Below are 24706 nucleotides of genomic sequence, written 5' to 3'. Positions count from 1 at the left end.
AAAAAGAAGCCGGGATCTCCGGCATGTTGCTGCACGGGATCACGACTTCTTCTAAGTTGCAGATTACCTTCTGCACATGTTATGACGAGATTATACACCCAACCAGCGTTTGAACATATGCTTGGTCGTTTGTTTGTTCATTTCGGCAATGGAGGTTGTCAGTGGAATGCCTTTTGGACAGGATTGCACGCAGTTCTGTGAGTTACCACAGCCCTCAATGCCTCCATCTTCCATCAACGCTTCCAGGCGATCGTCGGCGTTCATCTCCCCTGTTGGGTGAGCGTTAAACAGGCGCACTTGGGACAGTGCTGCTGGACCGATAAAGTCTGTTTTCTCATTGACGTTCGGGCATGCCTCCAGACATACACCACATGTCATACATTTGGACAGCTCATATGCCCACTGACGCTTCTTCTCAGGCATCCGTGGACCTGGACCGAGGTCATAGGTACCATCGATCGGAATCCATGCTTTTACGCGTTTCAGGGCGCTAAACATCCGGCTACGGTCGATGACCAGGTCACGCACCACCGGGAATGTCTTCATCGGTTCGATGCGAACGGGCTGTTCGAGCTTGTCGATCAGGGCTGCACATGCTTGACGTGGCTTGCCGTTGATGACCATGGAGCAGGCACCGCAGACTTCTTCGAGACAGTTGGAATCCCAGCACACGGGAGCAATGGATTTGCCATCTGTATTGACCGGGTTCCGCTGAATCTCCATCAGGGCGCTGATCACATTCATGTTGGGACGGTACGGAAGCTCAAATTCTTCGTTGTACGAAGATGACTCCGGGCTATCCTGACGGGTGATGATAAACTTGACGGTTTTGTTGGCTGTAGCTTGTTCCGCCATATCGTTGTCCCCTCCTCTGGTGACGATGATTGTATTGCTGATACGCAAAGTTACTCTTTTGGTGCACGGGTGGCGCTTCGTCAGTGGAATGACCCTCTGATCGCTGTTATCCCCGGATTTTTTTGATCAACCCTTCTCAGGGTTAAAATCCGGTGATAAAGGCGAGCGCTTCGCTTCTTCTGGGCATTTCCGCTTCCTCCGCTACGTCGTGCACTGGGTCACTTTGCTGGAAACTGCACTCCATTCATGCTGGATGGGCAGTATTAAAGTGCTGAAGCATCGCTAGGCGCTTGCTTCTTCTGGGCATTTCCCTAACGTTGATGGCAGTAACTTTGAAGAAGCTCTGCTTCTCCAAAGTTGTCCTGCCTCTCCGTTCAGGTGCTTAATATTTAACCTTATAAATAAATCCGTGATATTTAATCCTTGGAGTAGTCCCGGATACGTGGTGGGATCAAGGATACGTCTACTGGCTCGTACGAGATTTTCGGACCTTCTTTAGACCAGCTTGCGATAGTCGTTTTCAGGAACTCTTCGTCATTACGTTCCGTGAATTCCGGTTTGTAATGGGCGCCACGGCTTTCGTTACGCAGCAGTGCGCCGAGAGTCATTGCTTCTGCCAATTCAATCATGTTCCACAGTTGACGGGTAAACGCTGCACCCGGATTGTTCCAACCGGAGCTATCGTACATGTTGATTTTGCCATAACGCTCTTTCAATTCCTTGATCTTGCCAATCGTGGCTTCAAGCTTGTCGTTGTAGCGCACAACCGTCATGTTGGCTGTCATCCACTCGCCAAGCTCTTTATGAATGACATAGGCATTTTCCGTGCCCTGCATTTTCAAGATACCTTCGTATTTGTCGCTTTGTTGTTTGGTGTGTTTCTCGAATACGGAAGATGGGATATCAGCAGACGATTTTTTAAGTCCTTTGATATATTCAGCCGCTTTTGGTCCAGCCACCATACCACCATAGATCGCAGATACCAATGAGTTTGCACCCAGACGGTTCGCACCATGGTATTGATATTCACATTCACCAGCTGCGAACAGCCCCGGAATGTTAGTCATTTGGTTATAATCTACCCACATGCCGCCCATGGAATAATGGACTGCCGGGAAGATTTTCATTGGGATTTTACGCGGGTCATCGCCCATGAACTTCTCATAGATCTCAATGATTCCGCCGAGTTTAACATCCAGTTCCTTTGGATCTTTATGAGACAGGTCGAGATAAACCATGTTCTCGCCGTTCACACCCAGACCCATATCTACGCAGACGCTGAAGATTTCACGAGTCGCGATATCACGTGGAACCAAGTTTCCGTAAGAAGGATATTTTTCTTCAAGGAAGTACCAGGGTTTTCCGTCTTTGTACGTCCAGATCCGTCCACCTTCACCACGCGCGGATTCAGACATGAGACGCAGCTTGTCATCCCCTGGAATGGCTGTTGGGTGAATCTGAATGAACTCCCCGTTTGCGTAATTTACACCTTGCTGATACACCGCACTTGCCGCTGTACCTGTGTTAATTACAGAGTTGGTCGTTTTACCGAAGATGATCCCCGGACCACCACTCGCCAGAATAACCGCTTCTGCCGGGAAGGTCTGTACCTTCATCGTTTTCAGATCCTGAGCCACGATCCCGCGACATACGCCTTCATCATCCAAAACTGCCTGCAGGAACTCCCAGTTCTCATATTTCGTAACCAGGCCCGCTGCTTCCCAGCGACGTACCTGCTCGTCTAATGCATAGAGCAATTGTTGTCCTGTTGTTGCTCCGGCAAACGCCGTACGGTGATGCTTTGTTCCCCCAAAACGTCGGAAATCAAGCAAACCTTCCGGTGTCCGGTTGAACATGACACCCATACGGTCCATCAGGTGAATGATGCCAGGTGCTGCTTCGCACATCGCTTTAACAGGAGGTTGGTTCGCGAGGAAGTCACCGCCATATACCGTATCGTCAAAGTGTACCCATGGGGAGTCGCCCTCACCCTTGGTATTCACCGCTCCGTTAATGCCGCCTTGTGCGCATACAGAGTGGGATCGTTTAACAGGAACCAGTGAAAATAAATGAACATGGACTCCGGCTTCAGCCGATTTGATCGCCGCCATCAATCCTGCGAGACCGCCGCCCACAATAATTACATTCGATGATGCCATTGCTGTTCACTCCCTTATAAGTCAGCATTTATACACTAAATGCTTAAATTAAAACTGTTTTTACTGCGTCAATCATTGAAGTTGCTACCTGGAAATCAATGCTCCGGAAAGCAAATAGTGAAGCAATAAACATGATGGAAACAATTGCGAACAAGCTCATACATACGTAAGAGGATACACGCTGCGCACGCGGACCAACTGTAATTCCCCAGCTAACGAGGAACGACCATAGACCATTGGCAAAGTGATATGACGCCGCAACCACACTGATCATATATATCGCAAAGGTTATCGGATTCGTCACCGCATCATGTATGACGCCACCAATCTCTTCATGGGATACATTTCCAAGCGCAATCTGTACACGCGTTTCCCATACGTGCCAGATGACGAATACAAACGTAATGATACCGCTTATCCTCTGCAACGTGTAACGCCAGTTGCGCTCATTGCCAAAACGGCCCACGTTAGGCTTGGCCTGATAGGCAATATAAAGACCATAAACACCGTGATAGAACAACGGCAGCCAGATAAGTAACGCCTCGATCACAATAACAAGAGGCAAACCGTTCAGAAATGCAACGGCACCGTAAAAAGCTTCTTTGCCGCCTTCAACTGCTGTGAAGTTTGTCACCAAATGCTCGGCAAAGAACAGACTGAGCGGAATGACGCCAAGCAAGGAGTGCAGCTTTCTGGAGTAAAACCCTTTCATAAAATGTCGATCCCCTTTCGCTAAATACAACGTTTTCATAAATGTTTTCACTTATCATGACACGAATCCTTTTCCATGAAAAGGTTCGACAAATTGTTCCGTTTTCCCCAGGTGTGAACAACTTGTGTCACGATTCATGTTACTCCTTTTTTTCTTATAAGGGAATTGCAATATAATTATTAAATGTTATACCCTATAGGTATAAGCAGTGAAACATTGGGTTTACAGGCCATACAACATGGAAAACGATTAAGCAAGGGCAAGAATCACATTCATGGAAAAGAGGTTATTGTTCATGTTTGAGGAGTTAGATGCATTTGCAGCGGTCGTGGAGCAGTCCAGCCTGAACCGTGCATCCAAGTTACTGAACTTGTCCCAACCCGCACTCTCACGGAAAATTGCCAAATTGGAGGATGAACTCGGGGTTGCCCTGTTCCACCGCCGTGGCAAACGGCTGGAGTTAACCAGTGTGGGCCAGTTCGCCTATACCTACGCTGTAGAACAGAAGCAGCAGCAACAGAAGTTCCTCACCATGCTGGCCCAGTATAAAGACGAAGAACAAAGCACCATTACACTCGGAGCCAGTCTGACGACGCTTCAAACTACGTTACCACCTCTCGTCAATGCCTTTATGGAGAAACATCCAAATGCCGAACTGAAACTGTTGACGGGTAAAACACATGAGATTGTCTCGTTTGTGCGTGACAAAAAAGCCGATGTGGGCATTGTCGCCTCCTCCATCAGCGAAGTGGGGCTTAACTGTGTGCCGCTCTTTGACGATCACCTGGAGCTGGTTGTGCCGCTCACACACCCCTTGTCCGGTAAGGAAGCCGGGATGGAGCATTTGCAGGATCTGCCGATGATCACGTTCTCCAAAGGCACCTGGTACCGCAAATTAACGGACGACCTCTTCCAGCGCTGTGCCGTGATGCCGGATATTCGCATGGAGATTGATTCCTTTGAAGCGATCATCCGACTTCTGCCTTCTGCCAAAGCTGCTGCTCTATTGCCCAAGTCATATCTTCGTCCACAATTGCTCGCGGACAATGATCTTGTTTCTGTTCATTTGCCTCAATTACAGCAGACCCGCAGAACAACTTGCATGATTTATGGGGAAAAAGAGGACCTCAGCGAGACCTCCAGACAATGGGTCAAGGAGACAGCTGCACTCTTTACAGCAAAGGCGCCATTGCCCTCACGGAGGACTACGACGCCTTAGCTTTGATCTGATCAGCCAGGCTCTGACGCCTGGCTTCCATATTTAACTCATCTTAATTATCAGCTCTCTTGGCTGATAACCTCTTCTTCAAATCGGTCGATATCTGCATTATTACCAATAATGACCATGATATCCCCCATTTGAAGCGAATCCAGTGCCGTCGGAGCGATAATGACCCCGGCTTCTTTCTGTAACGCTACAATGCTGCAACCAAAACGTACGCGTGCATTCAGGGTTGAAAGTGTTTTGTTGTGCAGACAGGCGGGAACCTTCATCTCGACAATACTGTAATCATTGGATAATTCAATGTAATCCAGCAAGTTCGGGGTAACCAGCTGGTGGGCAACCCGAATGCCCATATCCCGCTCAGGATAAACGACACGATCAATCCCCAGTTTATCCAATGCTCGTCCGTGAAGGACGGATATGGCCTTGGCCACGACCGTCTTGACGCCCAGCTCTTTTAACAGAATCGCGGTGAGAATGCTCGTCTGAATATCATCTCCGATGGCTACGATACCACAATCAAAATTGCGAATACCCAGAGAGCGCAACACTTCCTCATCTGTGGCATCCGCTACAACGGCATGGGTGACCAATTCACTCATGTCTTCGACGACTTCTTCATTTTTATCGATTCCAAGCACCTCGTAGCCGAGTTCCATTAATTCCTGTGCCAGACTGGAGCCAAACCGCCCAAGCCCAATCACCGCAAACTGCTGTGTTTTCATTGTTCTTCACGAACCCCTTATCCAAATCAATTTCATAACTCACTAAAATAGATTTATCCAATAATCATTTTGCCTTCCGGATACCTGTATAACTCTTTACCCTTTTTCTGCCCAAGTGCATACGCTAATGTGATCGGTCCAAGCCTTCCTGCAAACATCGTAAAACAGATCAGGAGTTTGCCCAATGTAGTCAGCTTCAGCGTCAGTCCGAGCGATAATCCCACGGTTCCAAAGGCTGATGTCGTTTCAAATAAGATCATCATAAAACTGGCGTCTTCTGTGGTACTCAGTGCCATCGTTACAGCTATGATGAATAAAAGCGCCAGCAATGTAATGGTAAGCGCCTTGAAAATCCGTTCCTGTACAAGCCGGTAGCGGAAAAACACGATATCTTCACGTCCACGCATCATGGCGATGACCGCGCCAGCCATAATCATAAATGTCGTTGTTTTGATCCCGCCTCCGGTAGAGCCCGGTGAAGCACCAATAAACATCAGAATGATCATAAAGAACTGTGTTGCCTGTCTGAGTCCGGCAATATCTACCGTATTGGCTCCTGCTGTTCGCGGCGTAATGGACTGGAAGAATGAACCGAGAATTTTGCCACCCCAGTTCAGGCCACCCAGTGTCCGCGGATTGCTGAATTCAAATACGAAAATGACAAGTGCACCAAACACAATCAACAATCCAGTCGTTAACAGTACAACTTTGGAGTGCAAAGACAGCTTCCGCGTTTTGCGGTAATCCACCAGGTCTGACAACACCACAAAACCGATACCGCCAGAGACAATCAGGAACATCGCTGTAAAATTAACCAATGGGTCATACACATAACCGGTCAGACTGCGGAAATCGCCAAACATATCAAAGCCCGCATTGTTGAACATGGAGATCGCATGCCAATAGCCATAATAAATCGCCTGTCCGACTGGCATGTCGAACGACCAGCGGATGGCAAACAGTGTGCCACATATGCCTTCGATAATGAGTGAGTAGATCACAACTTTACGAATCAGCCGGACGATCCCCTCCATCGTGCTCTGGTTCATCGCTTCCTGTAGAATCAACCGCTCTCTAAGCGAAATCCGCCGTTTGAACGCAATGGCAACCAATGTGGACATTGTCATGAAGCCCAGTCCGCCAATCTGAATCAGAATCGCGATCACAACCTGACCCAGCACCGAGAAATGAGTCCCTGTATCGACCACAACCAAACCAGTGACACAAACAGCCGAAGTCGCTGTAAAGAGCGCATCAATAAATGCAAGACTGTCACCGTTACGGTTGGATGCCGGAAGCATTAACAACAGTGTGCCTACCAATATGATGCCAGCAAACCCTAACACAAGAATACGGGGTGGCGATAAACGCATCCATTGAACATTCAGTTTCACTTGAGTATCTTCCACCTATTCTAAAATGAAAATAACTCCACACCCGTGGAGCTTTCTTCATTTGAAATGCTGTTGCCAAACGTTAAACAAGTATGATTCAGATTAAAACGACATATATAATGAAGTTGGAATATATTCTATTCGTTCCCTTGTTGGGCAAAAGACATGCGAATCATTGCACATTTGCTTCAAAATTATAAGCGCTGCGACGTTTGTAGACAAAACGTTTTTTGTGTAAATAGCATCGAATTCAGCCAAAAAGGGAAGAACTCAGATATGGCGACGGATGGATCAGATTCTTTCGGTCCTTTTCATTCATTTTCAAGGATTTACACCTGTTTTCGTTGCATCATTGGCATTCGGTGCTTGGCCTGTGCTATGTTAACTTTAATATCCATATTAGTGCGTGTTCAAAAAGGGCGGTTTTCAGTATCAAGAAGATGGGATAAAGTTAGAAATGGAGTAGCGGAGCGTAGATAGAGCTACGTGAGCAACCGCAATGTTTCCGAAGGAAACATACTTCGTAAGCCTCTACTTATTTCGGCTGAATTCCATATTCGATGCTGATGATGCCGTTAGGCACCCTTCGTAATCAAAAGCGGACTTTTTGAACAACCTCTATTAAATAAGGAGGAACAACATTACATGAATCCCTTAGGGCAGCCTTTGCAACTCAAGGCTAACTTCAAGCGGCTGGGGTTGCTTGCGGCGATTGGCCTGATTCTATTTTTTGTATTTCAGATCTTTCCTGCTACCTCATCACAAACGACAGAAATTCCGTCCACGTCCTTCATAACCAAGGAGCAGGCGACGCAATCCGCACGATCATTCGCAGCTTCTGTGAATGACTATTCACTGCCAAATGATGATGAAAAAACTCTGGTAACCTACCAGACACATTCCGATATCTATGGGTATATGGCCAAAACCAAACAACTTGATACCTATAACCAGAAATGGGAAACAAGCTATCCTTACGATGTATTCCGCGTTCGTTTGCCTGATCAGGACAAAGGCGGATATCTTAATGTTGACGTACATATGAAAACAGGAAAAGTGGTCGGCTTCAAACGGGAACTGCCTTCTTCCCTCTATACCGCCATTGAGGCGGAGCAGGTTAGTGGACGAGTGACCACATCGCAAGTACTTGCTGAAGGCAATATATCTCTGGACGAGAAACAACAGCTCGCTGCTGGCGTTCTGACCGAATTCGGTTATGAAGTACCGGCACTTCAACTGGATACTCGCGATGGTGAAGCGGGACTGAAGTATGTGGACTCTGAAAAAGCCATTGGAGACTCCAAGCTTGAACTGAATTTTACCTTTGAAGAGGGTGCGGTACGCTCGTTCGATCCTGGCTTCTCGGTTCCTGAATCCCATACTGATTATGTGAAAGATCAAACGCGTCAAGCCAATTGGATGACTTATGGTGGCTATGCATTCCTGACCTTTGTACTGGGCGTGCTGGCAATCATCTATAGCATTCTGACCCGAGCACATACATCTTTCAAACGCGGAATCATTCTCTCACTGGTGTATTTCGCAGCTTCGGTAATTGGTACGCTGAACATGATTCCACTCTTTCAGGCACAAGGGCTCTCCAGCTTCATGTTAGCGTTCCTGATGTTAATGCAGACGGGTATTACACTGGTCATGAGTGCAACCATCTATCTGTCCCTTGTTGCCGGTGACGGCATGTGGCGTAAAATAGGTCTGAACCCGTGGCCTCGTGCCAAAGAACCGGGATACGGAAAATATGTACTTCACAGCATGTACGCTGGTTACCTGTGGGCATTCATTCTACTGGGTGTGCAATCCATCCTGTTCTTCATTCTGGAACGAAGCATCGGCACATGGTCAACGACGTCAGCAGATCAATCTACATTTAATATGACCTATGCCTGGCTCTTCCCAATCATGGCCTGGATGGCCGGTATTGGTGAAGAAACTGTTTATCGACTGTTTGGCATTCGCATGATGCAAAAGATTGTGCGTAACACGTTTATTGCCTGTCTGATCCCAACCATCATTTGGGCACTTGGACACACTTTGTATCCGATCTATCCAGTAATCACCCGTCCCATTGAGCTGATGGTGATTGGATTGCTGTTCAGTCTGATCATGCTGCGTCACGGCTTCATTGCCGTTGTATTCGCCCATGTGATCTTCGACAGCTTGTTGATGGGACTCAGCTTGGTCTTTATGGGCGATGCCCTGAATATGACTGCCGGACTCTTCTGGATTGTACTCCCGGCCATCGTTGGATATGTGGTCTACAAATTTAATCCAAAACAAAAAGAGAAGCCGTATGTTACGACTCCTCATCACGAAGTGCTGCAATAATCTGATTTGCCAGTTTGTCACCAATAGATAGAGGCCGGAAGTCTTCGACGCTGGCCTCTTTTATTTTGCGCAAAGAGCCAAAGTGTTTCAACAACAACTTACGCCGCTTCTCTCCGATCCCTGGAATGGCATCCAAACGTGATGTTACCATCGACTTGCCACGCTGTTCCCGGTGGAACGAGATCGCAAAACGGTGGACCTCTTCCTGTATCCGCTGCAACAGGTAGAATTCCTGACTATCCCGAGGCAGGGAGATGACTTCCGGTGGATTGCCGATCATCAACTGTGAAGTCTTATGCTTCGCATCCTTCACCAGTCCGCATACCGGAATAAACAGCCCCAGCTCATTTTCCAAAATATCAACCGCAGCCGAGATCTGTCCTTTACCACCATCGACCACAATCAGGTCAGGCTGGGGCAGATTTTCTTTTAATACCCGCTCGTAACGGCGACGGATGACTTCTCTCATCGTTTCATAATCATCCGGTCCTTCAACCGAACGGACCTTGTATTTCCGATATTCCTTCTTATCCGGTTTACCATCGGTAAATACGATCATGGCAGATACCGGGTTTGTACCCTGGATGTTCGAGTTATCAAACGCTTCAATACGGTGAAGCTGATCCAATCCAATAAAACGTCCCAGTCCTTCGGCAGCTTTGGATGTACGTTCTTCATTTCGCTCAATCAAACGGAACTTCTCTTCCAATGCCACACGTGCGTTATCCACGGCCATGGTGATCATCTGGCGTTTCAATCCACGTTGCGGGATGAGCACTTTGATCTCCAACCACTCTTGTAAAGCAGCGGCAACCTGAGTTGGGTCTTCCAGACCTGCTGGGAGCTTTTCAGTTGAATCAGTTGAGTCCATTGTTGGAGCATCCTCTTGCATACTGTCAGGTTGTTCACCCTCTGCCTCAGTGGAACCTCCGTAAGCTGCACGAGTCTCAGCAACCAGTGGCTGGGAAGCGTTACTGTGCTCCACTTGTCCCGCCTGCTCAAACTCTACCGTAACTGCGGCAGGTACCGATCCATCATCAACAGATACCATATCCAAACTGTCGTTATCCGTTGCAAGATCCTTGGGCATTTCCGGCAACAAAATTTCTTGTGGCAATGCCGGATTCTCGCTGTAATATTGCGTTACATAGGACATGAAGTCACTGTACGCCTCACCGTAAAACGGGAAGGTAGATACGTGACGTTCAATCATTTTACCCTGACGCATATATAGTATCTGGACACACATCCAGCCTTTATCAATGGCAAAACCAAATACATCACGGTCTCTGGCATCGGCCATCGTAATTTTCTGTTTTTCCATCATCGCATCGATGGCGATTACCTGGTCGCGCAGCTCCTTGGCACGTTCAAAATAAAGATCCTCCGCAGCCTCTTGCATCTTACGCTGCAAATCCTTCTTGATCTCTTCGTGACCACCGCTCAGAAATGAACCAATCTCTTGGGAAATCTGGTCATATTGCTCCTTCTCCACTTCCTTCACACAAGGGGCGAGACACTGTCCCATGTGATAGTACAGGCACACTTCTTTGGGCATTACACCACATTTGCGCAGTGGATACATGCGGTCGAGCAGTTTTTTCGTTTGATGTGCCGCATATGAGTTCGGATAAGGTCCGAAATATTTGGCTTTATCTTTCAGCACACGCCGGGTTACTTCCAACCGGGGGTGCTTTTCATTTGTAATTTTAAGATATGGGAATGTCTTGTCATCCTTGAGCAACACGTTATACCGCGGCATATGTTTCTTGATCAGGTTACACTCCAGAATGAGTGCTTCCATGTTACTTCCTGTCACGATATATTCAAAATCACGAATTTCAGACACCAGTCGCTGAGTCTTTCCGTTATGACTGCCGATAAAATAAGAGCGTACGCGGTTTTTCAGCACTTTAGCCTTACCTACATAGATAATGGTGCCTTCACTGTTCTTCATCAGGTAACATCCAGACATATCTGGCAACAAAGCGAGCTTGTGACGAATCTGCTCCAATGCCTTCTCCTGATCCTGCAAATCATTCATAAATTGATCCATAATTCGTTGAATCCTCCTTCCCGAAAAAGCTGAAATCCTCACCCTACAAATAATTCACACGAACACTACGATAACAGAACAACCTTCCAATCGCTGTTATCCCCAGATTTTTTTGATCCCCCTTTTTAAGGGGAAAATCCGGTGATAAAGGCGAGCGCTTTGCTTTTTCAGGTTTTTTCTGTTCTCTCCGCTATTGTGTGAGTAATTAGTCCAATACATATTAAAAGTGAAACTCGGATAAAACTTGCAATGGCTATGCTTCTACAGTTCATTTCTGTCTTCTTCGTTAAACATGTAAATTTCCAGTTTCATTTTATAAAAAATATATACTTTATATTGTCCTATATAAAGGTATTCGACGCAAAACGCCCCCGGCATGTAAACCGGAGGCGTATGTGTAAACCTGTAAATTATTGGTGTTTTGCGATAATTCCTTTGAGCGCATCTTTCGAGTTCAGACCAACCACTTTATCTACCGGTTGACCGTCTTTGAAGAAGATCAAAGTTGGAATGCTCATTACGCCAAAGCGGGAAGCAGATTCCGGATTTTCATCCACGTTAACTTTAGCAATTTTCACTGCATCGCCAACTTCTGTGGACAGCTCTTCCAGGATTGGAGCGAGCATTTTACAAGGACCACACCAAGGCGCCCAGAAATCAACAAGAACCGTTCCTTCGCCTTCTACTTCAGCGTTGAAGGATTGATCGGATACGTTAACAATAGCCATGAAATTGTCCTCCTTATATATACTTACGGTTTTATTTTAACCTGTAACGTCGTGAACGACACTTCCAGTATAACACAGGTACATCAAACTTGTGAATTGAACGCTGCAATGTTCATCTTCCCAACATCAAATCTTCACAATTACAGGATGTGGCATACCAACTTCAAAATCTTTACAAACGCTTTCTTTTCCAAGTATACTAAAATTACTCCGGGTTCAGCTCCCATACGGGCAAGCTGTATTCCCCATAAGGAGGCAATAACATGGATGCAAATGTGCGGATCAGCGACCCGCGTGAACATGTGAACGAGGAACCCCGCAACGATCTATTTGATCTGATCGCGGGTGTTGCGGGCATGGCCGGCCTGATGACAGTGATCTTTTTCGGTATGGTTATCTTCAAATTCCTCACCGAATAGGACACTCACAGGTCTCACGCAGGACCAGAAAAGCCCGGTTTTCGCGACAATGCGAAAGCCAGGCTTTTTTTGGGACTATTTATTGTATAAAAAGTATAATTTGTAGATCAGACCAAAAGACTAAACAATTAACGTTTACCGCGCTGATTCTCACCCCGAACGGAGATGACATCCACAAATGGACGAATTCGGTCCATGAGACGCTGGCCTTTATTCATTTCCTCGCCGTCCCGATTGGTGAAACTAAGATGTTTTTCAAGCCCATCCAGATTGTAATTGGACGTATAGAACGTAGGTTTACGATTCATCCGATAGTTCAAAATGGACCCCATCACATGATCTCGAACCCAGGGGTTCAGATTCTCTGCCCCGATATCATCAAAGATGAGCAGATCACAACTTTTCAAAATATCCGTCATTTCCTTCAGCTTCTGCCCTTCACTGATCATGGATTTCAGATCCTCCACAAAGTCAGGCATATAGATAATGACACCCGTGTGACCTGCAACAGCCAGTTCATGCAGCAGGTAACACATCAGAAACGTCTTGCCTGTCCCGAATGTTCCTTCCAGAAACAGTCCTTGCGGAGATAATCCATTCTCCTTGGTCTCCCTAATATAACGAAGCACCTGATTCACTGCCGGAGCACGCATCCGATCCTTGCCCATAATCTCAACGTCGTTGTACCCAGCACTGAGCGCTCGCTCGTCCACATAGAAACTGCGAATGCGTTGCTTAATGATATGTTCATTTTGCCGAGCGATATGTTTGGAACAAGGCGCTTTTATATCTATGATTTCGGGTTTACCGTTAAAATGTTCTACTTCCAGTTTGCAAAAGTGGCCCTGAAAATCGTTAGGACAGTTGTCGAGTCCCGGACAATTCGCACAGTTCTTAGAGTCTTTGGCGTACTGAAACAGCTTGCTCAGATCGGTCATGAGCTGTGCATCTTGCAGTTCAGGATGACCTGCGCGGAATTCGCGTACGTACGGATTTTCCATCAATTCCGCCGCAATCCGCCGCGATTGCTCACGAAAGGCAGGGTTCAGCTGCTGAAGCAGTCCTCCCAAGGATTCCATGGCTTCAAGCCCCCTTAATGTTTCAATATAGAATGAACAATTGAAGTGTACCCTGACCATCTTGATGGCATAGGAACTTTCGATCATTTGCAATTCTACTGTTCATTCTATAGAAAAACAACCAATAACTCAACAGATACATCTGGTAAATAGCGTAACCCTTTCACCACCGTACGTAATGCCTCGTTTAGAGCACACTTGCAGTCCTGTACCTTTTAGTTTGTGTTCAAAAGTCTGTTTTTCGGCTCTTTAAACAACTTTTATCAGCGGCGCAAGCCGACAGTAACGATCTCGCATGAACCTGTCTGTATGTTCCATTCCTTGCTGGCAAATGATAATATCAACGCCTCTTCTATGTTGTGGGAATGAAGCATTTCGCCCTCTTCCTCCAGGATGTTGCTTTTGTATGCCGTTTCGAATGGCTGTGGAATCACTTGTGATGTTGCAAGCTTCAACGTGGCAGAGTCGGTGGTCATATTGAACCAGCGGAGCATCACATCACCGGAATCCTCATTTACCTTGAGTGAAGAAAATGCTAAACCGTCTCCTTGCCATGCAAACGGTGTGTTGCTAGGTGTCAGATAACCCGGGTGTACTTCAGTCTGTGCCAGCGTCCAAGGAACCTGGAACTGATACGCCTCAATAAATGCACCTGACGCTGCACCATTGCCATCATGCGGAATGATCTCGATTTTAAACGTATGTTCACCAAGGCATTGTGCTTCAGGTGTCGGGAACAAACCCCAGTCTCCGAGTTCGCCCACCGCACGAAGCAGCGTTACGGCGATGGTGTTGCGCCCATCCTGAAGGACTTCATATTCATTCAGACCCAGATTGGCAACGACCAATCCGGCGTCCTTTTCACTCACATCCACAAAATTCTGTTGATGCTGTGTATTGCTTGGATTTTGCCACTCCGGTGCAGGCTTGTTATCACGCGTTGCAATTTCGAACATGGAATCCACATGATGAACAGCAGATACAAGATCCGTTGGGAAAAGAGCACGTACCCGATGATCCTTCGCCTGATTGTTGAAGGTTGTTTCCATTTGTACTCCTTTTCCATTACGACTAAGTGATATAACCGTGCGAATCTGGAGCGGAACCATTTTAGTTGAACGCTGGGCTTTGCGATGTGGATAATAAATCAGTTCCCGCTGTTCCTGATCGAGCATCTCATCTGCTGACTCTGGTATTTCCCAATGATGAATCACTTCGAACGAGGCCAAGTATGATGTATCCTCAAGAACCCGAATCTCGGCCTGAAGTGCTTGTGTTGTCAATGCAACTTCATTCTCTGGTTGCTTGAACATGTATTCATTACCGATATCACCCACATTTTCGTACACGCCAAGGTCCTTATAAGTCCGGCCTGTTCGTTTATCCGTGAGTGTGAATGAACCGTTGTCTGCAATCGTGACAATCATATGTTGATTTTCCATGCCACGTTCACCACGCAACAGCGTGGTCGTTTTCGACGGAGTACCACTCTTAGCATCATCCGCAAAGTTGACCAATGCATAGGTTTTCAGGCCAAATGCAGCTACATTCTCTGTTTCAAAACGAATACGAACGCCCCGACAGCTATACGGCTGGCGGAAACGGTCATCCGGCAGATCATAGCCGAATTGCAGACCCAGATCCTCCACCGTACATGGAATGTGGTTACCATCTTCATCTACAAGTATGCGGTCTGACAGTTCAACGGCTTTCATCTGTGCCGCCATCTCTTCCAATGTATATCCATCCCGGAAATACAACCGAGCCGCGTCCAGTTCCATCTGAACCACACCGCTGCGTTCCCAACCCGTTGTATTAAACACCACAACAGGTCGAGCCTGCTCGCCATAACGTGCAAATATGGAGGTATCCACGGCTGTGGCAATCTGGCTGGTGCTCTCCTCAATCAATGCCTCTGCTACATGACGGCTCTTATCAAACCGTGTCACCATCTCACGGTGCACCTCATCCACACTGCATCCACAGATGCTGTCATGCGGGTGATTTTGCATCAGCGTTTTCCAGGCATACGTCAGTTGATCATGTGGATAGGCGTGTCCAAGCAGATAGGCGTAGGATGCCAGGGGTTCAGTCACTTTTTCCAGCATGGTCTGGCCCAGTTGGTTCATCTGTTTCAGATACACACGAGCCGAGGCCGTGTTCACCAGAGTTCCCCAGCCATCGGTACGCTGGCTGCGCAGTTCGCCTTTGACCGTGGACAGTTCATGTTCAGACGATGCTCTCAAAGCTTCCAGATAATCTGGAAAATTCGAGTGAACAAACTCGATATCGGGATATAATTGTTCAGCCATGCGAATCGCTTCTGGCAGGTCTCGTTGAATCGGTTGGTGATCACATCCGTTCATGTACAACAACTCATTGGTCGATGCATATTTCTCGGCATCTGCAAGCTTGGTTTCCCAGAACTTGCGGGCAGATTCCTCGTCTACTGGAACTTCATTTCCGTTGGAGTACCAGTTGGCAAACAATACGCCGAGCACTTTCGATCCGTCTGGTCCTTCCCACATCAGCTCCGAGAAGCTTGATTCATATCCGGCATCCGAAACCGTATTATTAAATCCCGTAGGCTTCACACCACGTCCAAAGAACACATTATCAATGCCTGATTGCTGCATCAGCTGCGGGGTCTGTCCGACCAATCCAAATGTATCGGGAAAGTAACCAATTTTCGAAGGGGTGCCGTAACGTTTGGCATCCTTATGTCCAACCTGCATGTTGCGCACATTGGCTTCTCCACTTGTTAGAAACGCATCCTGTAAAATGTACCATGGTCCAATCACAATCCGTCCATTGCGGATATGTTTCTCCAGTCGTTCCTTCTGCTCCGGTCGAACCTGAAGATAATCTTCGATGATAATCGTTTGTCCATCTAAATAAAAGCTTTTGTAGTCCGATCCCTCATCAAGCTGATCCAACAGTGAATCGACGAGCTTAATAAGCCGCATATGATGCTTCTCATACGGCAAGTACCATTCCCGATCCCAGTGGGTATGCGAAATAATATGTGCTCTCTTCTTCTTGGTCATCGTGTGATCCCACCTCTTTCATCTTGTTGTACAATCTCAACCTCATCAGGGCGATACACCGCAGTCAGCTTTCCGGAAGCATCTGTCGCAAACAGCACCGAACGATTTTTCTCCAATTGGAACGAGTACGATACACCTGTACGTTGATCTCTCACATGAACTTCATGGTTCAAGGCAAACTCCGATACAAATACATACAGATTCCCTTTTGGAAAACTCAGCTTCCGGCCGTAGATCCCTGCGATATCTCCGCCAGATATCCATTCCAACTCCTGTTCGATGCCCGAAATCTCGGTTGCATAACGATACAATTCAGCAAGTGGCTCGTCCCGTCCATTTAACTCGAGCGGCAGTGGAGTCCAGATTAATTTCCCTTTGCCCAAAGGCAGAACGTGTACTTCATCTGGTGTAACATTATCCCTGTGAAGCAAAGTCTCCTTCGCCACCTCGGCGATACGACGCCGTCCATAGGTCACCCGGTGATTCACGCCATTAATATTCAGCAGTTCTTCCCGCTGCACGTTACCCAGACTGCGTTTGCCTACGATATGATCTGCCCGGTCAGTTGCCTTCCAGTATGCATCCAGCCCCAGTGGTCCAGTGATGAGCAGACTTGTACCTTCCTTCTCCGCAAACGTGAGCAATTGTTGAAGTGCATCGCTGTCCATATTGTGCGGACTCGGCACGATAATCAGTTTCGGTAGCTGCTGCTCCAGTGCTTCCAGATGATATTCGGATAACGCACGGAATGGTAGTTTCAGATCATAGGACATCACGCGAGTAAGCTTCGTTGTGGCATCATAGGCCAGGGCACGGTTGGAGAAGTCATTGGAATACGGGAACACCACTGCAATATCCTCCAGCTCACGGTCTTCAAAGAGATCACGAATGCCATGCATGAATCGGCCGAAATCATAAGATACACCCGCCCTCCGGTTTCTCCGTACCATCTGCACGCAAGGCTCCGATATGAGACTCATTGGCATTATCCATATAAAAGTTGGTGTTCCATATCCATTGCACCGCTCCTGCGCCGCCTGTCGAGAAAGCATAGGCGTACTTGCGTTCGAGAATGCCACGAAGCTCTTCTTCCGTACGTTTGGCTCGCCCATCCGGGGTTTCCACATACATGATGCCCGTCTCCTGGATGAGATTTGGCTTATGTGGCGTTTTAGCGAAAATGCCATCCCAGATCAGATCATCATTCAACCACCAGGAATGCACGGTTGTATAATCCACTTCTCGTTCATAGAAGAATGGCGAAGGACGCTGTGCACCAAGGGCTTCGTCCTGTCCCACAGTGACCAGATGATCCGGTACCAGATCCTTGATCGTACCTACAAGCTCTCTTGCCCAAACATTGTGCATTTCCATGGAGAAAAGACAGTAATCGAGCCAGCGTGTTCCTTTTTTGGCCTTGTGCATGTCCTGTACATCAAAGTTAATCTCTTCTGCCTCCGGGATCACCGCGGCTGCAAAATTGGGGAGCTGCTTCGGTGACATGTTCCATGCCTCCTGCAACGCTTCAATCGTCTGATGCCGCTGCTGAAGCCATTCGACAAAGGCTTGCTGTTCATATGAATCCCTCGCCGAGCGTGGACCAGCTGAGAAGATGCGCACCGGATCAAACATGGATGGCTCATTAATCAGATCCCAGTCCACATGTGTTGTATGCGTGTGACGACTGACGATACTGCGGATGAAACGTTTCTGTGCTTCGACACTCTGCGGGTCCAAATACGGATTCGTTCCTTCCCATGTCTCCGGTGTAAAGGAGAAGAAAGTGAACGTGACCTGCAAGCCGTGGCGCTTCGCCGTTAAAATAAATGCATCAATGGCACGAAGCACATCCTCTGTCATATGTCCGTCCACCTGCATCATGTTGCGATAGGCGGTCCAAATTCCCGTCCGAATCCAGTTGATTCCTGCTTTTGCCATCTGGGCCATGTCTCGATCCCAAACATCCGCATTCGGCAGAAACAGAAATTTCCGTGCCACATCGGAGGTCATGTAGGTCATGCCCACAACGGGCAGAGGACGTCCGTCTTTTACAAAATAGTCCCTGCTGCGGGTAATCACTTCCCCTTCTGCCAGCAATGCTGCATCTTGTCCCCAGAAGCCTTGACGCAAGGCCCGAACTTCCCCGTCAGGTGCCTGCGCGTGGCATACGATCCGATACAGCCCACTTTCAATGGAAACCGGGAGAAGTATACGTTCGAAACGCTGCTCACCGGAAAGTTCCATCTCCAGTTGATGGCTCCATACCTTCTCCGTCGTTCCACTTATGCGATCCTCATGCTCGACCGTTATGTCAAACGTCCACAGTTCGGACTCGGTAAGTCTATTGCCTGCACGCTGTAAAATCTGGCCTTGAAGTGTGAGTACAGCCCGTTCATCTGGCTCATACGAAGCATAATTCGTTTTCAGGGATAACTCAGTTACACCTTGCGCACAGAATTGCGCCCACTTCACAATCTCGTCAGCGCCATCCTGCGTCCAGAATGAGGTGGTCAGCGGCAGATGCACAAATATCCATCGTGAACCAACGAAAGTCCCGCGCGAGTTTTCCCACAGAACGACCGGAGCGGCGACACTGCGCCCGTCCTTACTCATGCCACGAAGTAATGGGTAAATCTGCGTACTCATCGGTCCTGATGAACCCATCTGGTGGGGCAGATCACTTGTTTTGGTTGTATGTGGAACCAGATTCCATGTATCTGCCTTCTCGAACAGCCCCTCTTTCCCAGTGAGAAGCGGGATCTGTTCGGATGAAGTGTACGATTGCACATTGGCAGAAGATACGTTCAGTGCCTCATGAATATAGAGTTCCTGATGATACGCGGTCTGCTCGGACTCTACGACCCATGCCCCATTCTCATATCGAATCGGACGTTTAAAGGGTGCGCCCCCCACACTGATCAGGCTTCCGCCTTGGTGCAGGTAAGCTGCAATCTCCGTCCAGGCGGACTTGGGAAAATAGGGTGCATGCAGATTGACCAGACATCCTTCACCTGCTGTAGTCTTCAAAGACTCTGCGAGTTCTTCGGCGTTTACAACGGTGATCTCTTTGACTGCTTTCCATGTATTCAGAGCCTGCTCAGTTGGAAAAGCACCTTCCATTGGAAACGCAGGATCAGCGAAGATAATCAGCTTTTTATCATTAGGTTGGATACTCATAACAGGCCATCCTTCATGGATTTATAGACCAACTGGGAGAACAAACTATTGGACCATGCAAACCATTTTCGTGTAAAAATCGTTGGATCATCAGCGTGGAAGCCTTCATGCATATAACCTGTATCCGCATCTGTCGCTTCGAGCATGCGAATAATCTCCAGTTTCTCCTCGGCAGACTGCGCAGTCAGACCTTGCATGGACAATCCCATATGCCAGATGTAATCTGGTGGTGTGTGCGGGCTACCGATTCCTTTGGCAACCTTGCCCTCATAATAGAACGGGTTCTCTTTGCTCAGAGCGAAGCGGCGGGTATTCTGGTAGATCGGATCATCCGCTGTGACGTAACCCAGATATGGAATGGACATGAGTCCCGGGGTACCCGCATCGTCCATGAGACAGTGGTTGCCATAACCGTCCGTCTCGTACGCATAGATCGGTCCAAATTCCGGATGACGATAAATACCGTACAACTGAATGCCGTGATCCACGTCCTGCTCCAGATCCCTCAATTCCTGCAAAAGTTCCATATCCCGGAACACCCACTCGGCAAACTCCTGCATTTGGCGCAGAGCTACCACCGCGAACATGTTGCCAGGGATATTGTAGTGGAAATCACACGCATCATCACTGGAACGGAAACCGGACCAGATCATACCCGTGTAATTGACTGGCATGCCCTTTCCGTGATTGCGCAGGGAATCTGTTGGGATACCGTTATTGCGTGTGAAGCGATATGGGGATTGTTCCATGTGATGCTGTTCGACTTTGAACAAATCCACGATTTTACGCATCGCTGCCTTGAAACTGGAATCGAAAATGTCAGTCAGCTCGGTTTCCTTCCAATATAAATAGGCCAGGCGCACAACGAAACATAATGAATCAATCTCAAATTTGCGTTCCCACACCCAAGGTGACATCTCGGTCTCGTCCGTAGTGTTCCAATGCCAGTCGTTAGCAGTCTCATTGAAGGCATTGGCATATGGATCGATGTGAACATACTGGATATGACGTTTGATCAGCCCGCCAATGATGCGTTGCAGGTCCTCGTCTTCTTTTGCAAACGGAATGTAATGTACCACCTGCTCCACGGAATCACGCAGCCAGGAAGCCGGAATATCTCCCGTGATAATAAAAGTCGTACCGTCCTCCATCAACTTGGTTGTTGTATCGATAGTGTTGGGGAAGCAGTTTTTGAATAATTGAAGCAGTTTTGGTCGGTGAGCCAGTTTCTGTTCTGCTTCTTCGAGCACGGCCTGAATGGATTGTGGCAAAGCAACAGGTGGCATGGGTATTTTGGGTAATCTGAACTGTTCCATGGATGAGTGCAACTCCTTAAACATATTGAATGGTGTAGCTATAAAAGATAAACCCATTAACTGTACACTGGGACACTACGATTGCAGTACCATCTTCCGATCGCTGTTATCCCCAGTTTTTTTGATTCCCTTCTCTAAAGGGAAAATCCGGTGATAAAGGCGAACGCTTCGCTTCTCCATCTGGTTCTGCACTCTCCGTTATGTGTACATGTTTAAGTTCATCTTATATAGCTCAGAAATATTTCAAAAAGGTTTACCGCAGTAGCACGGTTTGTATTTGGTAAGGGACGAAGGTCAATGTAATCTGACCATTCGTAATATCCAAAGACTCGCCCGGTTCTTCCAGGGCGTTGGAGTGATAGGCTTGCTCAAAGGCATGTGGCCATTGCAATGTGATGCGTTCGCGTTTGCCTGACGATTCATAGAAACGGAGGACGGTGCCTTGTCCATCCTCTGCCATTTTGACGGTATCCAGAATGACATGGTTGCTGTTGAAGTTAATCCAGGAGCCTGTTGCTGGACGTTCAGGTGCCGCATTTGCAGTTGCATCTGCAATTGGATCGACTCCAGTCCCTGTGCTTTGCTGTACTTCTTCCCTCTGCTCTATCTGCTGCTCTTGTTGTATCTGACCCTTTTGTTGTACTTGTTTCACTTGCTGTACCGTCACCTCATGATTCAGTTCGGCGGCCTGACGTACCGTGTGTGCAGTTCGCCAGTCACCGTCATGTGGATATAACGAATAGGTGAATTCATGTTCTCCCAGATCGGCTGTGCGATCAGGCCATTTTGGTGCACGAAGCAAGGACAAACGAATGGTACTTCCCTGCACGTCGTACCCGTACTTGCAATCATTGAGCAGGCTCACACCGTATCCATATTCGGATACATCCGCGAAGCGATGTCCACAGACTTCATACTGGGCTTGTTCCCAGCTTGTGTTGCGATGTGTTGGACGTTCCAGTGCGCCAAATGGAATTTCAAATGTGGCCTTGGAGGTTACCACATCAATCGGGAAGCCAACTTTCAGAAGTTTGTGATTTTCGTTCCAGTTCACCTGTGTCTGGAAGTCAATTCGTCGTGAGTCATGATAAAAGACAATATCCTGTGTGATTTCCGATTGATGTAGCTTCCAGCGGAAGCGCAGGACATCCTTTGTTGTACCCGCCAGCACCAGCTTTTTCTCCAACAGTTCCACTTCGCCAGCAATCTGCTCTTCATAACGACTGTCGATATCCCATGCATCCCAGAGCGTTGGACGATCGTGGAAGAAGTGAAGTTGATTGCCACGTTCACCCGGCTTCAGCATCTCACGCTCCGCGGTTTTATCCCACAGACGGGTGATCTCTCCACGTTCATTGAACTGCACATGATAAAAGGTGGTACCCCATGTATCATTAAAGGTTGGTTGTGCGGCAAGGGTGGTCATTTCCCGTACATTCGTTTCCCTTGTATTTTCCGGTACCAGCCAAATCGTCTTATATCCAAACGCCGGAATGTCTGTCACGAGAATAGACATGCTGCCATCCTCCCGATCCATCCGCAAGCGCTGGCCTTTTTCATCGATGCCGTAGCGATCCAAGCTATCCTGCACAACCAATTGAACAACTGCACTGCGTTTCCAGCCCAGGCTGTTGAATACAACATAGGCTAATGAACCTTCCGGTCCCTCTGTGTTGATACCCGTAGTCAATGCTGCAATGCCTTGATCCAGTCCGGTTCTGCCCAATTCAAATACCTGTACATATTCTTCATTCGAAGTGACGTAGGATTCCGTAATCGCCGATCCCGGTATAATATCGTGGAATTGATTCAGCAAAATCAGCTTCCAGCCGTCATGCAGTGCTGAACGCACTTCAGCTTCTGCATCCGCCTCCATATCTGGCAGAGCGAGTGTATTCCACAATTCAGCTTCTCGATATAGAACTTCCGCTTTCCGGTTGTTGCGCTTATTGCGCGCATGGGTCGTGTAGGTTCCCCGATGTAACTCCAGATACAGATCGCCATGCCACTTCGGAAGTACAGGTTGCTCCTTTTCAATTCCGGCAAAGAAAGCTCCAGCTGTGCTATAACGGCTCGCAGGCTGACCTACCATCAGGTCTGCGCGATCCACATACTCCAGCATCTCGCGTGTTACGCCACCGCCGCCATCTCCGTGTCCGTATAGAAGCATATGCTCCGGATGCGCTGCTTTCTCACGGTAGGACTGCCAGTGATCATGAATGTCCTTCGGCAACGTATGCTCGTTAACACCATGATTGAGGTAAGACAGAATGGGTGTTCCATCAATGCCCACCCAGTGGAAGAGATCATATGGAAACACATTTGTGTCATTCCATCCGAGCTTTGTTGTCATGAAATACTCCACATTGCCATGCTTCAAAATCTGCGGCAGGGAGGCACAGTACCCGAACGTATCCGGCAGCCATTCAATCTGTGATGTCTTGCCAAACTCCTCCATATAGAAACGCTGACCATATAACATCTGGCGAATCAGGGACTCCCCGCTTGGGATGTTCAGATCAGGCTCAACCCACATGCCGCCCACCAGCTCCCAGCGACCTTCTACAATCCGCTGCTTCACCCGCGCGTACAGCTCAGGGTCATGCTCTTTCAAAAATGCATATAACAAGGGTTGGCTCTGCGAATACACATAGTCAGGATATTCATTCATGAGTGCATCCACGGTGGAGAAGGTACGGCTAGTCTTACGTACGGTCTCGCGCACAGGCCACAGCCAGGCAATATCAATATGGGATTGTCCCACCATATGCTCCAGACCTTCCGCGTTTCCGCCAATCTCACGCACATGATGCTTCAGATTATTCTCAATCTGACGAATCCCCTCTCCCTGCTCAATCTCTTCTGCTGACATGCCTACAAATTGATCCATCGCACGATACACCAGTTCTAACAGGCGAACCCGCCGAAAGTCACTTTCCGGTAGCAACACAGCCGAATCACGCACAATAATGACGGTATACATCAGACTACGAACCGCTTCATTTGGTCTCACCAGCAGGCTCGTAATTGATGTGATCGGCGGCTGAATAACCGCCTGTTGATTCAAGGGGTCCACAGGTTCAGGTACCGGGTCAAACATCTCAATCTCAAGTTCCGGAGCGTTTCCGACTTTGGATGGATCAAGCGTGACGTAGGTATGATTGCGGTCAAGGCCCTGATAAGAGTGCCCATTTATCCGAAGCAAACCTTCTCCGCCTGTCTCAAATACAAGCCCATAAGGTGCTTGCTGCCATGTAGCAGGGATCTCCAAACGTGTTCTAAAAAAATAAGTCGTTCCCTGTTTGCTCGGAAAACGCTCAAAATCTTGCCCTTCGGGGTACTCACCATGATCCTCATACTGTCCTGGCACATTATAATAAGCGCGGGTAATGTCCCAGCTACGCAGCTGTAATTGCTCCAGCCACTGATGTTCGGACAACTCGCGAATAAATCGTCTGATACGTTCCAACG

The 24706-nt window shown here is 47.9% G+C and carries 14 protein-coding genes and 1 pseudogene; 3 read left to right on the top strand and 12 right to left on the bottom strand.

Annotated elements, in window-relative coordinates; translation table 11 throughout:
* Positions 1–90: 90 nt before the first annotated feature.
* The 3 genes from sdhB to QF049_RS28955 all read right to left on the bottom strand — a co-directional run bounded on the left by sdhB (position 91) and on the right by QF049_RS28955 (position 3726).
* Complete coding sequence (gene sdhB, locus QF049_RS28965; RefSeq protein WP_036605794.1) at positions 91–855, bottom strand: succinate dehydrogenase iron-sulfur subunit; 765 nt, start codon at positions 853–855, stop codon at positions 91–93.
* Positions 856–1271: 416 nt separating this feature from the next.
* Positions 1272–3014: a succinate dehydrogenase flavoprotein subunit gene (sdhA, locus tag QF049_RS28960; protein WP_307542364.1), complete on the bottom strand. Its 1743-nt coding sequence runs from the start codon at positions 3012–3014 to the stop codon at positions 1272–1274.
* Between the two features lie 43 nt (positions 3015–3057).
* Positions 3058–3726: a succinate dehydrogenase cytochrome b558 subunit gene (locus QF049_RS28955; protein ID WP_124117763.1), complete on the bottom strand. Its 669-nt coding sequence runs from the start codon at positions 3724–3726 to the stop codon at positions 3058–3060.
* Positions 3727–4021: 295 nt separating this feature from the next.
* Between QF049_RS28955 and QF049_RS28950 the strand changes: the two genes are divergently transcribed.
* Positions 4022–4945: a LysR family transcriptional regulator gene (locus QF049_RS28950; protein WP_307542361.1), complete on the top strand. Its 924-nt coding sequence runs from the start codon at positions 4022–4024 to the stop codon at positions 4943–4945.
* Positions 4946–5004: 59 nt separating this feature from the next.
* Here the strand turns inward: QF049_RS28950 and QF049_RS28945 are convergent, their stop codons facing one another.
* Together QF049_RS28945 and QF049_RS28940 are read right to left on the bottom strand one after the other, a co-directional pair.
* Positions 5005–5676 carry a potassium channel family protein gene (locus QF049_RS28945; RefSeq protein WP_091020848.1) on the bottom strand — a complete coding sequence of 224 codons (672 nt, stop codon included), beginning with the start codon at positions 5674–5676 and terminating at the stop codon, positions 5005–5007.
* 53 nt (positions 5677–5729) lie between these two features.
* The gene (locus QF049_RS28940) at positions 5730–7049 is read right to left on the bottom strand and encodes a TrkH family potassium uptake protein (protein WP_373428376.1); all 1320 of its coding nucleotides are present in this window, start codon (positions 7047–7049) and stop codon (positions 5730–5732) included.
* Positions 7050–7715: 666 nt separating this feature from the next.
* Between QF049_RS28940 and QF049_RS28935 the strand changes: the two genes are divergently transcribed.
* Entirely contained in the window at positions 7716–9413 is a 1698-nt protein-coding gene (locus QF049_RS28935; protein WP_307542358.1) for a CPBP family intramembrane glutamic endopeptidase, read from the top strand.
* Here the strand turns inward: QF049_RS28935 and uvrC are convergent.
* Positions 9382–11469 (bottom strand): excinuclease ABC subunit UvrC, encoded by a 2088-nt coding sequence (gene uvrC, locus QF049_RS28930; protein ID WP_307542356.1) that lies wholly within the window; start codon positions 11467–11469, stop codon positions 9382–9384. The two genes, QF049_RS28935 and uvrC, sit on opposite strands and share 32 nt — an antisense overlap.
* 410 nt (positions 11470–11879) lie before the next feature.
* Positions 11880–12197 carry a thioredoxin gene (gene trxA, locus QF049_RS28925; protein ID WP_017692451.1) on the bottom strand — a complete coding sequence of 106 codons (318 nt, stop codon included), beginning with the start codon at positions 12195–12197 and terminating at the stop codon, positions 11880–11882.
* Between the two features lie 263 nt (positions 12198–12460).
* Between trxA and QF049_RS28920 the strand changes: the two genes are divergently transcribed.
* On the top strand, positions 12461–12616 hold the full coding sequence (locus QF049_RS28920) for a hypothetical protein (RefSeq protein WP_017692450.1): 156 nt from the start codon (positions 12461–12463) through the stop codon (positions 12614–12616).
* 128 nt (positions 12617–12744) lie between these two features.
* Here QF049_RS28920 and dnaI read toward each other — a convergent pair whose 3' ends face one another.
* From dnaI to QF049_RS28895, 5 genes and pseudogenes are all read right to left on the bottom strand, one after another.
* The gene (gene dnaI, locus QF049_RS28915) at positions 12745–13695 is read right to left on the bottom strand and encodes a primosomal protein DnaI (RefSeq protein WP_076319793.1); all 951 of its coding nucleotides are present in this window, start codon (positions 13693–13695) and stop codon (positions 12745–12747) included.
* Positions 13696–13958: 263 nt separating this feature from the next.
* A complete protein-coding gene (locus QF049_RS28910) occupies positions 13959–16742 on the bottom strand; it encodes an alpha-mannosidase (protein WP_307542354.1) in 2784 nt (927 codons plus the stop codon).
* A pseudogene (locus QF049_RS28905) lies at positions 16739–19919 on the bottom strand (beta-galactosidase). Before QF049_RS28905 ends, QF049_RS28910 begins: the two are co-directional and overlap by 4 nt.
* On the bottom strand, positions 19916–21235 hold the full coding sequence (locus tag QF049_RS28900) for a glycoside hydrolase family 125 protein (RefSeq protein ID WP_307542352.1): 1320 nt from the start codon (positions 21233–21235) through the stop codon (positions 19916–19918). Before QF049_RS28900 ends, QF049_RS28905 begins: the two are co-directional and overlap by 4 nt.
* A 253-nt stretch (positions 21236–21488) precedes the next feature.
* Positions 21489–24704, bottom strand: coding sequence for an alpha-mannosidase (locus tag QF049_RS28895; protein WP_307542350.1), 3216 nt, complete (start codon positions 24702–24704; stop codon positions 21489–21491).
* Positions 24705–24706: the final 2 nt, after the last annotated feature.

The organism is Paenibacillus sp. W4I10, assembly GCF_030816325.1.
Taxonomy (GTDB): Bacteria; Bacillota; Bacilli; order Paenibacillales; family Paenibacillaceae; genus Paenibacillus; species Paenibacillus amylolyticus_B.
This window is presented reverse-complemented; position numbering and strand designations above follow the sequence as displayed.

What these genes read in the sequence shown, in the direction of transcription:
- sdhB (WP_036605794.1), bottom strand. Translation starts at nt 855, where the DNA reads ATGGCGGAACAAGCTACAGCCAACAAAACCGTCAAGTTTATCATCACC.
- sdhA (WP_307542364.1), bottom strand. Translation starts at nt 3,014, where the DNA reads ATGGCATCATCGAATGTAATTATTGTGGGCGGCGGTCTCGCAGGATTG.
- QF049_RS28955 (WP_124117763.1), bottom strand. Translation starts at nt 3,726, where the DNA reads ATGAAAGGGTTTTACTCCAGAAAGCTGCACTCCTTGCTTGGCGTCATT.
- QF049_RS28950 (WP_307542361.1), top strand. Translation starts at nt 4,022, where the DNA reads ATGTTTGAGGAGTTAGATGCATTTGCAGCGGTCGTGGAGCAGTCCAGC.
- QF049_RS28945 (WP_091020848.1), bottom strand. Translation starts at nt 5,676, where the DNA reads ATGAAAACACAGCAGTTTGCGGTGATTGGGCTTGGGCGGTTTGGCTCC.
- QF049_RS28940 (WP_373428376.1), bottom strand. Translation starts at nt 7,049, where the DNA reads ATGCGTTTATCGCCACCCCGTATTCTTGTGTTAGGGTTTGCTGGCATC.
- QF049_RS28935 (WP_307542358.1), top strand. Translation starts at nt 7,716, where the DNA reads ATGAATCCCTTAGGGCAGCCTTTGCAACTCAAGGCTAACTTCAAGCGG.
- uvrC (WP_307542356.1), bottom strand. Translation starts at nt 11,469, where the DNA reads ATGGATCAATTTATGAATGATTTGCAGGATCAGGAGAAGGCATTGGAG.
- trxA (WP_017692451.1), bottom strand. Translation starts at nt 12,197, where the DNA reads ATGGCTATTGTTAACGTATCCGATCAATCCTTCAACGCTGAAGTAGAA.
- QF049_RS28920 (WP_017692450.1), top strand. Translation starts at nt 12,461, where the DNA reads ATGGATGCAAATGTGCGGATCAGCGACCCGCGTGAACATGTGAACGAG.
- dnaI (WP_076319793.1), bottom strand. Translation starts at nt 13,695, where the DNA reads ATGGAATCCTTGGGAGGACTGCTTCAGCAGCTGAACCCTGCCTTTCGT.
- QF049_RS28910 (WP_307542354.1), bottom strand. Translation starts at nt 16,742, where the DNA reads ATGACCAAGAAGAAGAGAGCACATATTATTTCGCATACCCACTGGGAT.
- QF049_RS28900 (WP_307542352.1), bottom strand. Translation starts at nt 21,235, where the DNA reads ATGGAACAGTTCAGATTACCCAAAATACCCATGCCACCTGTTGCTTTG.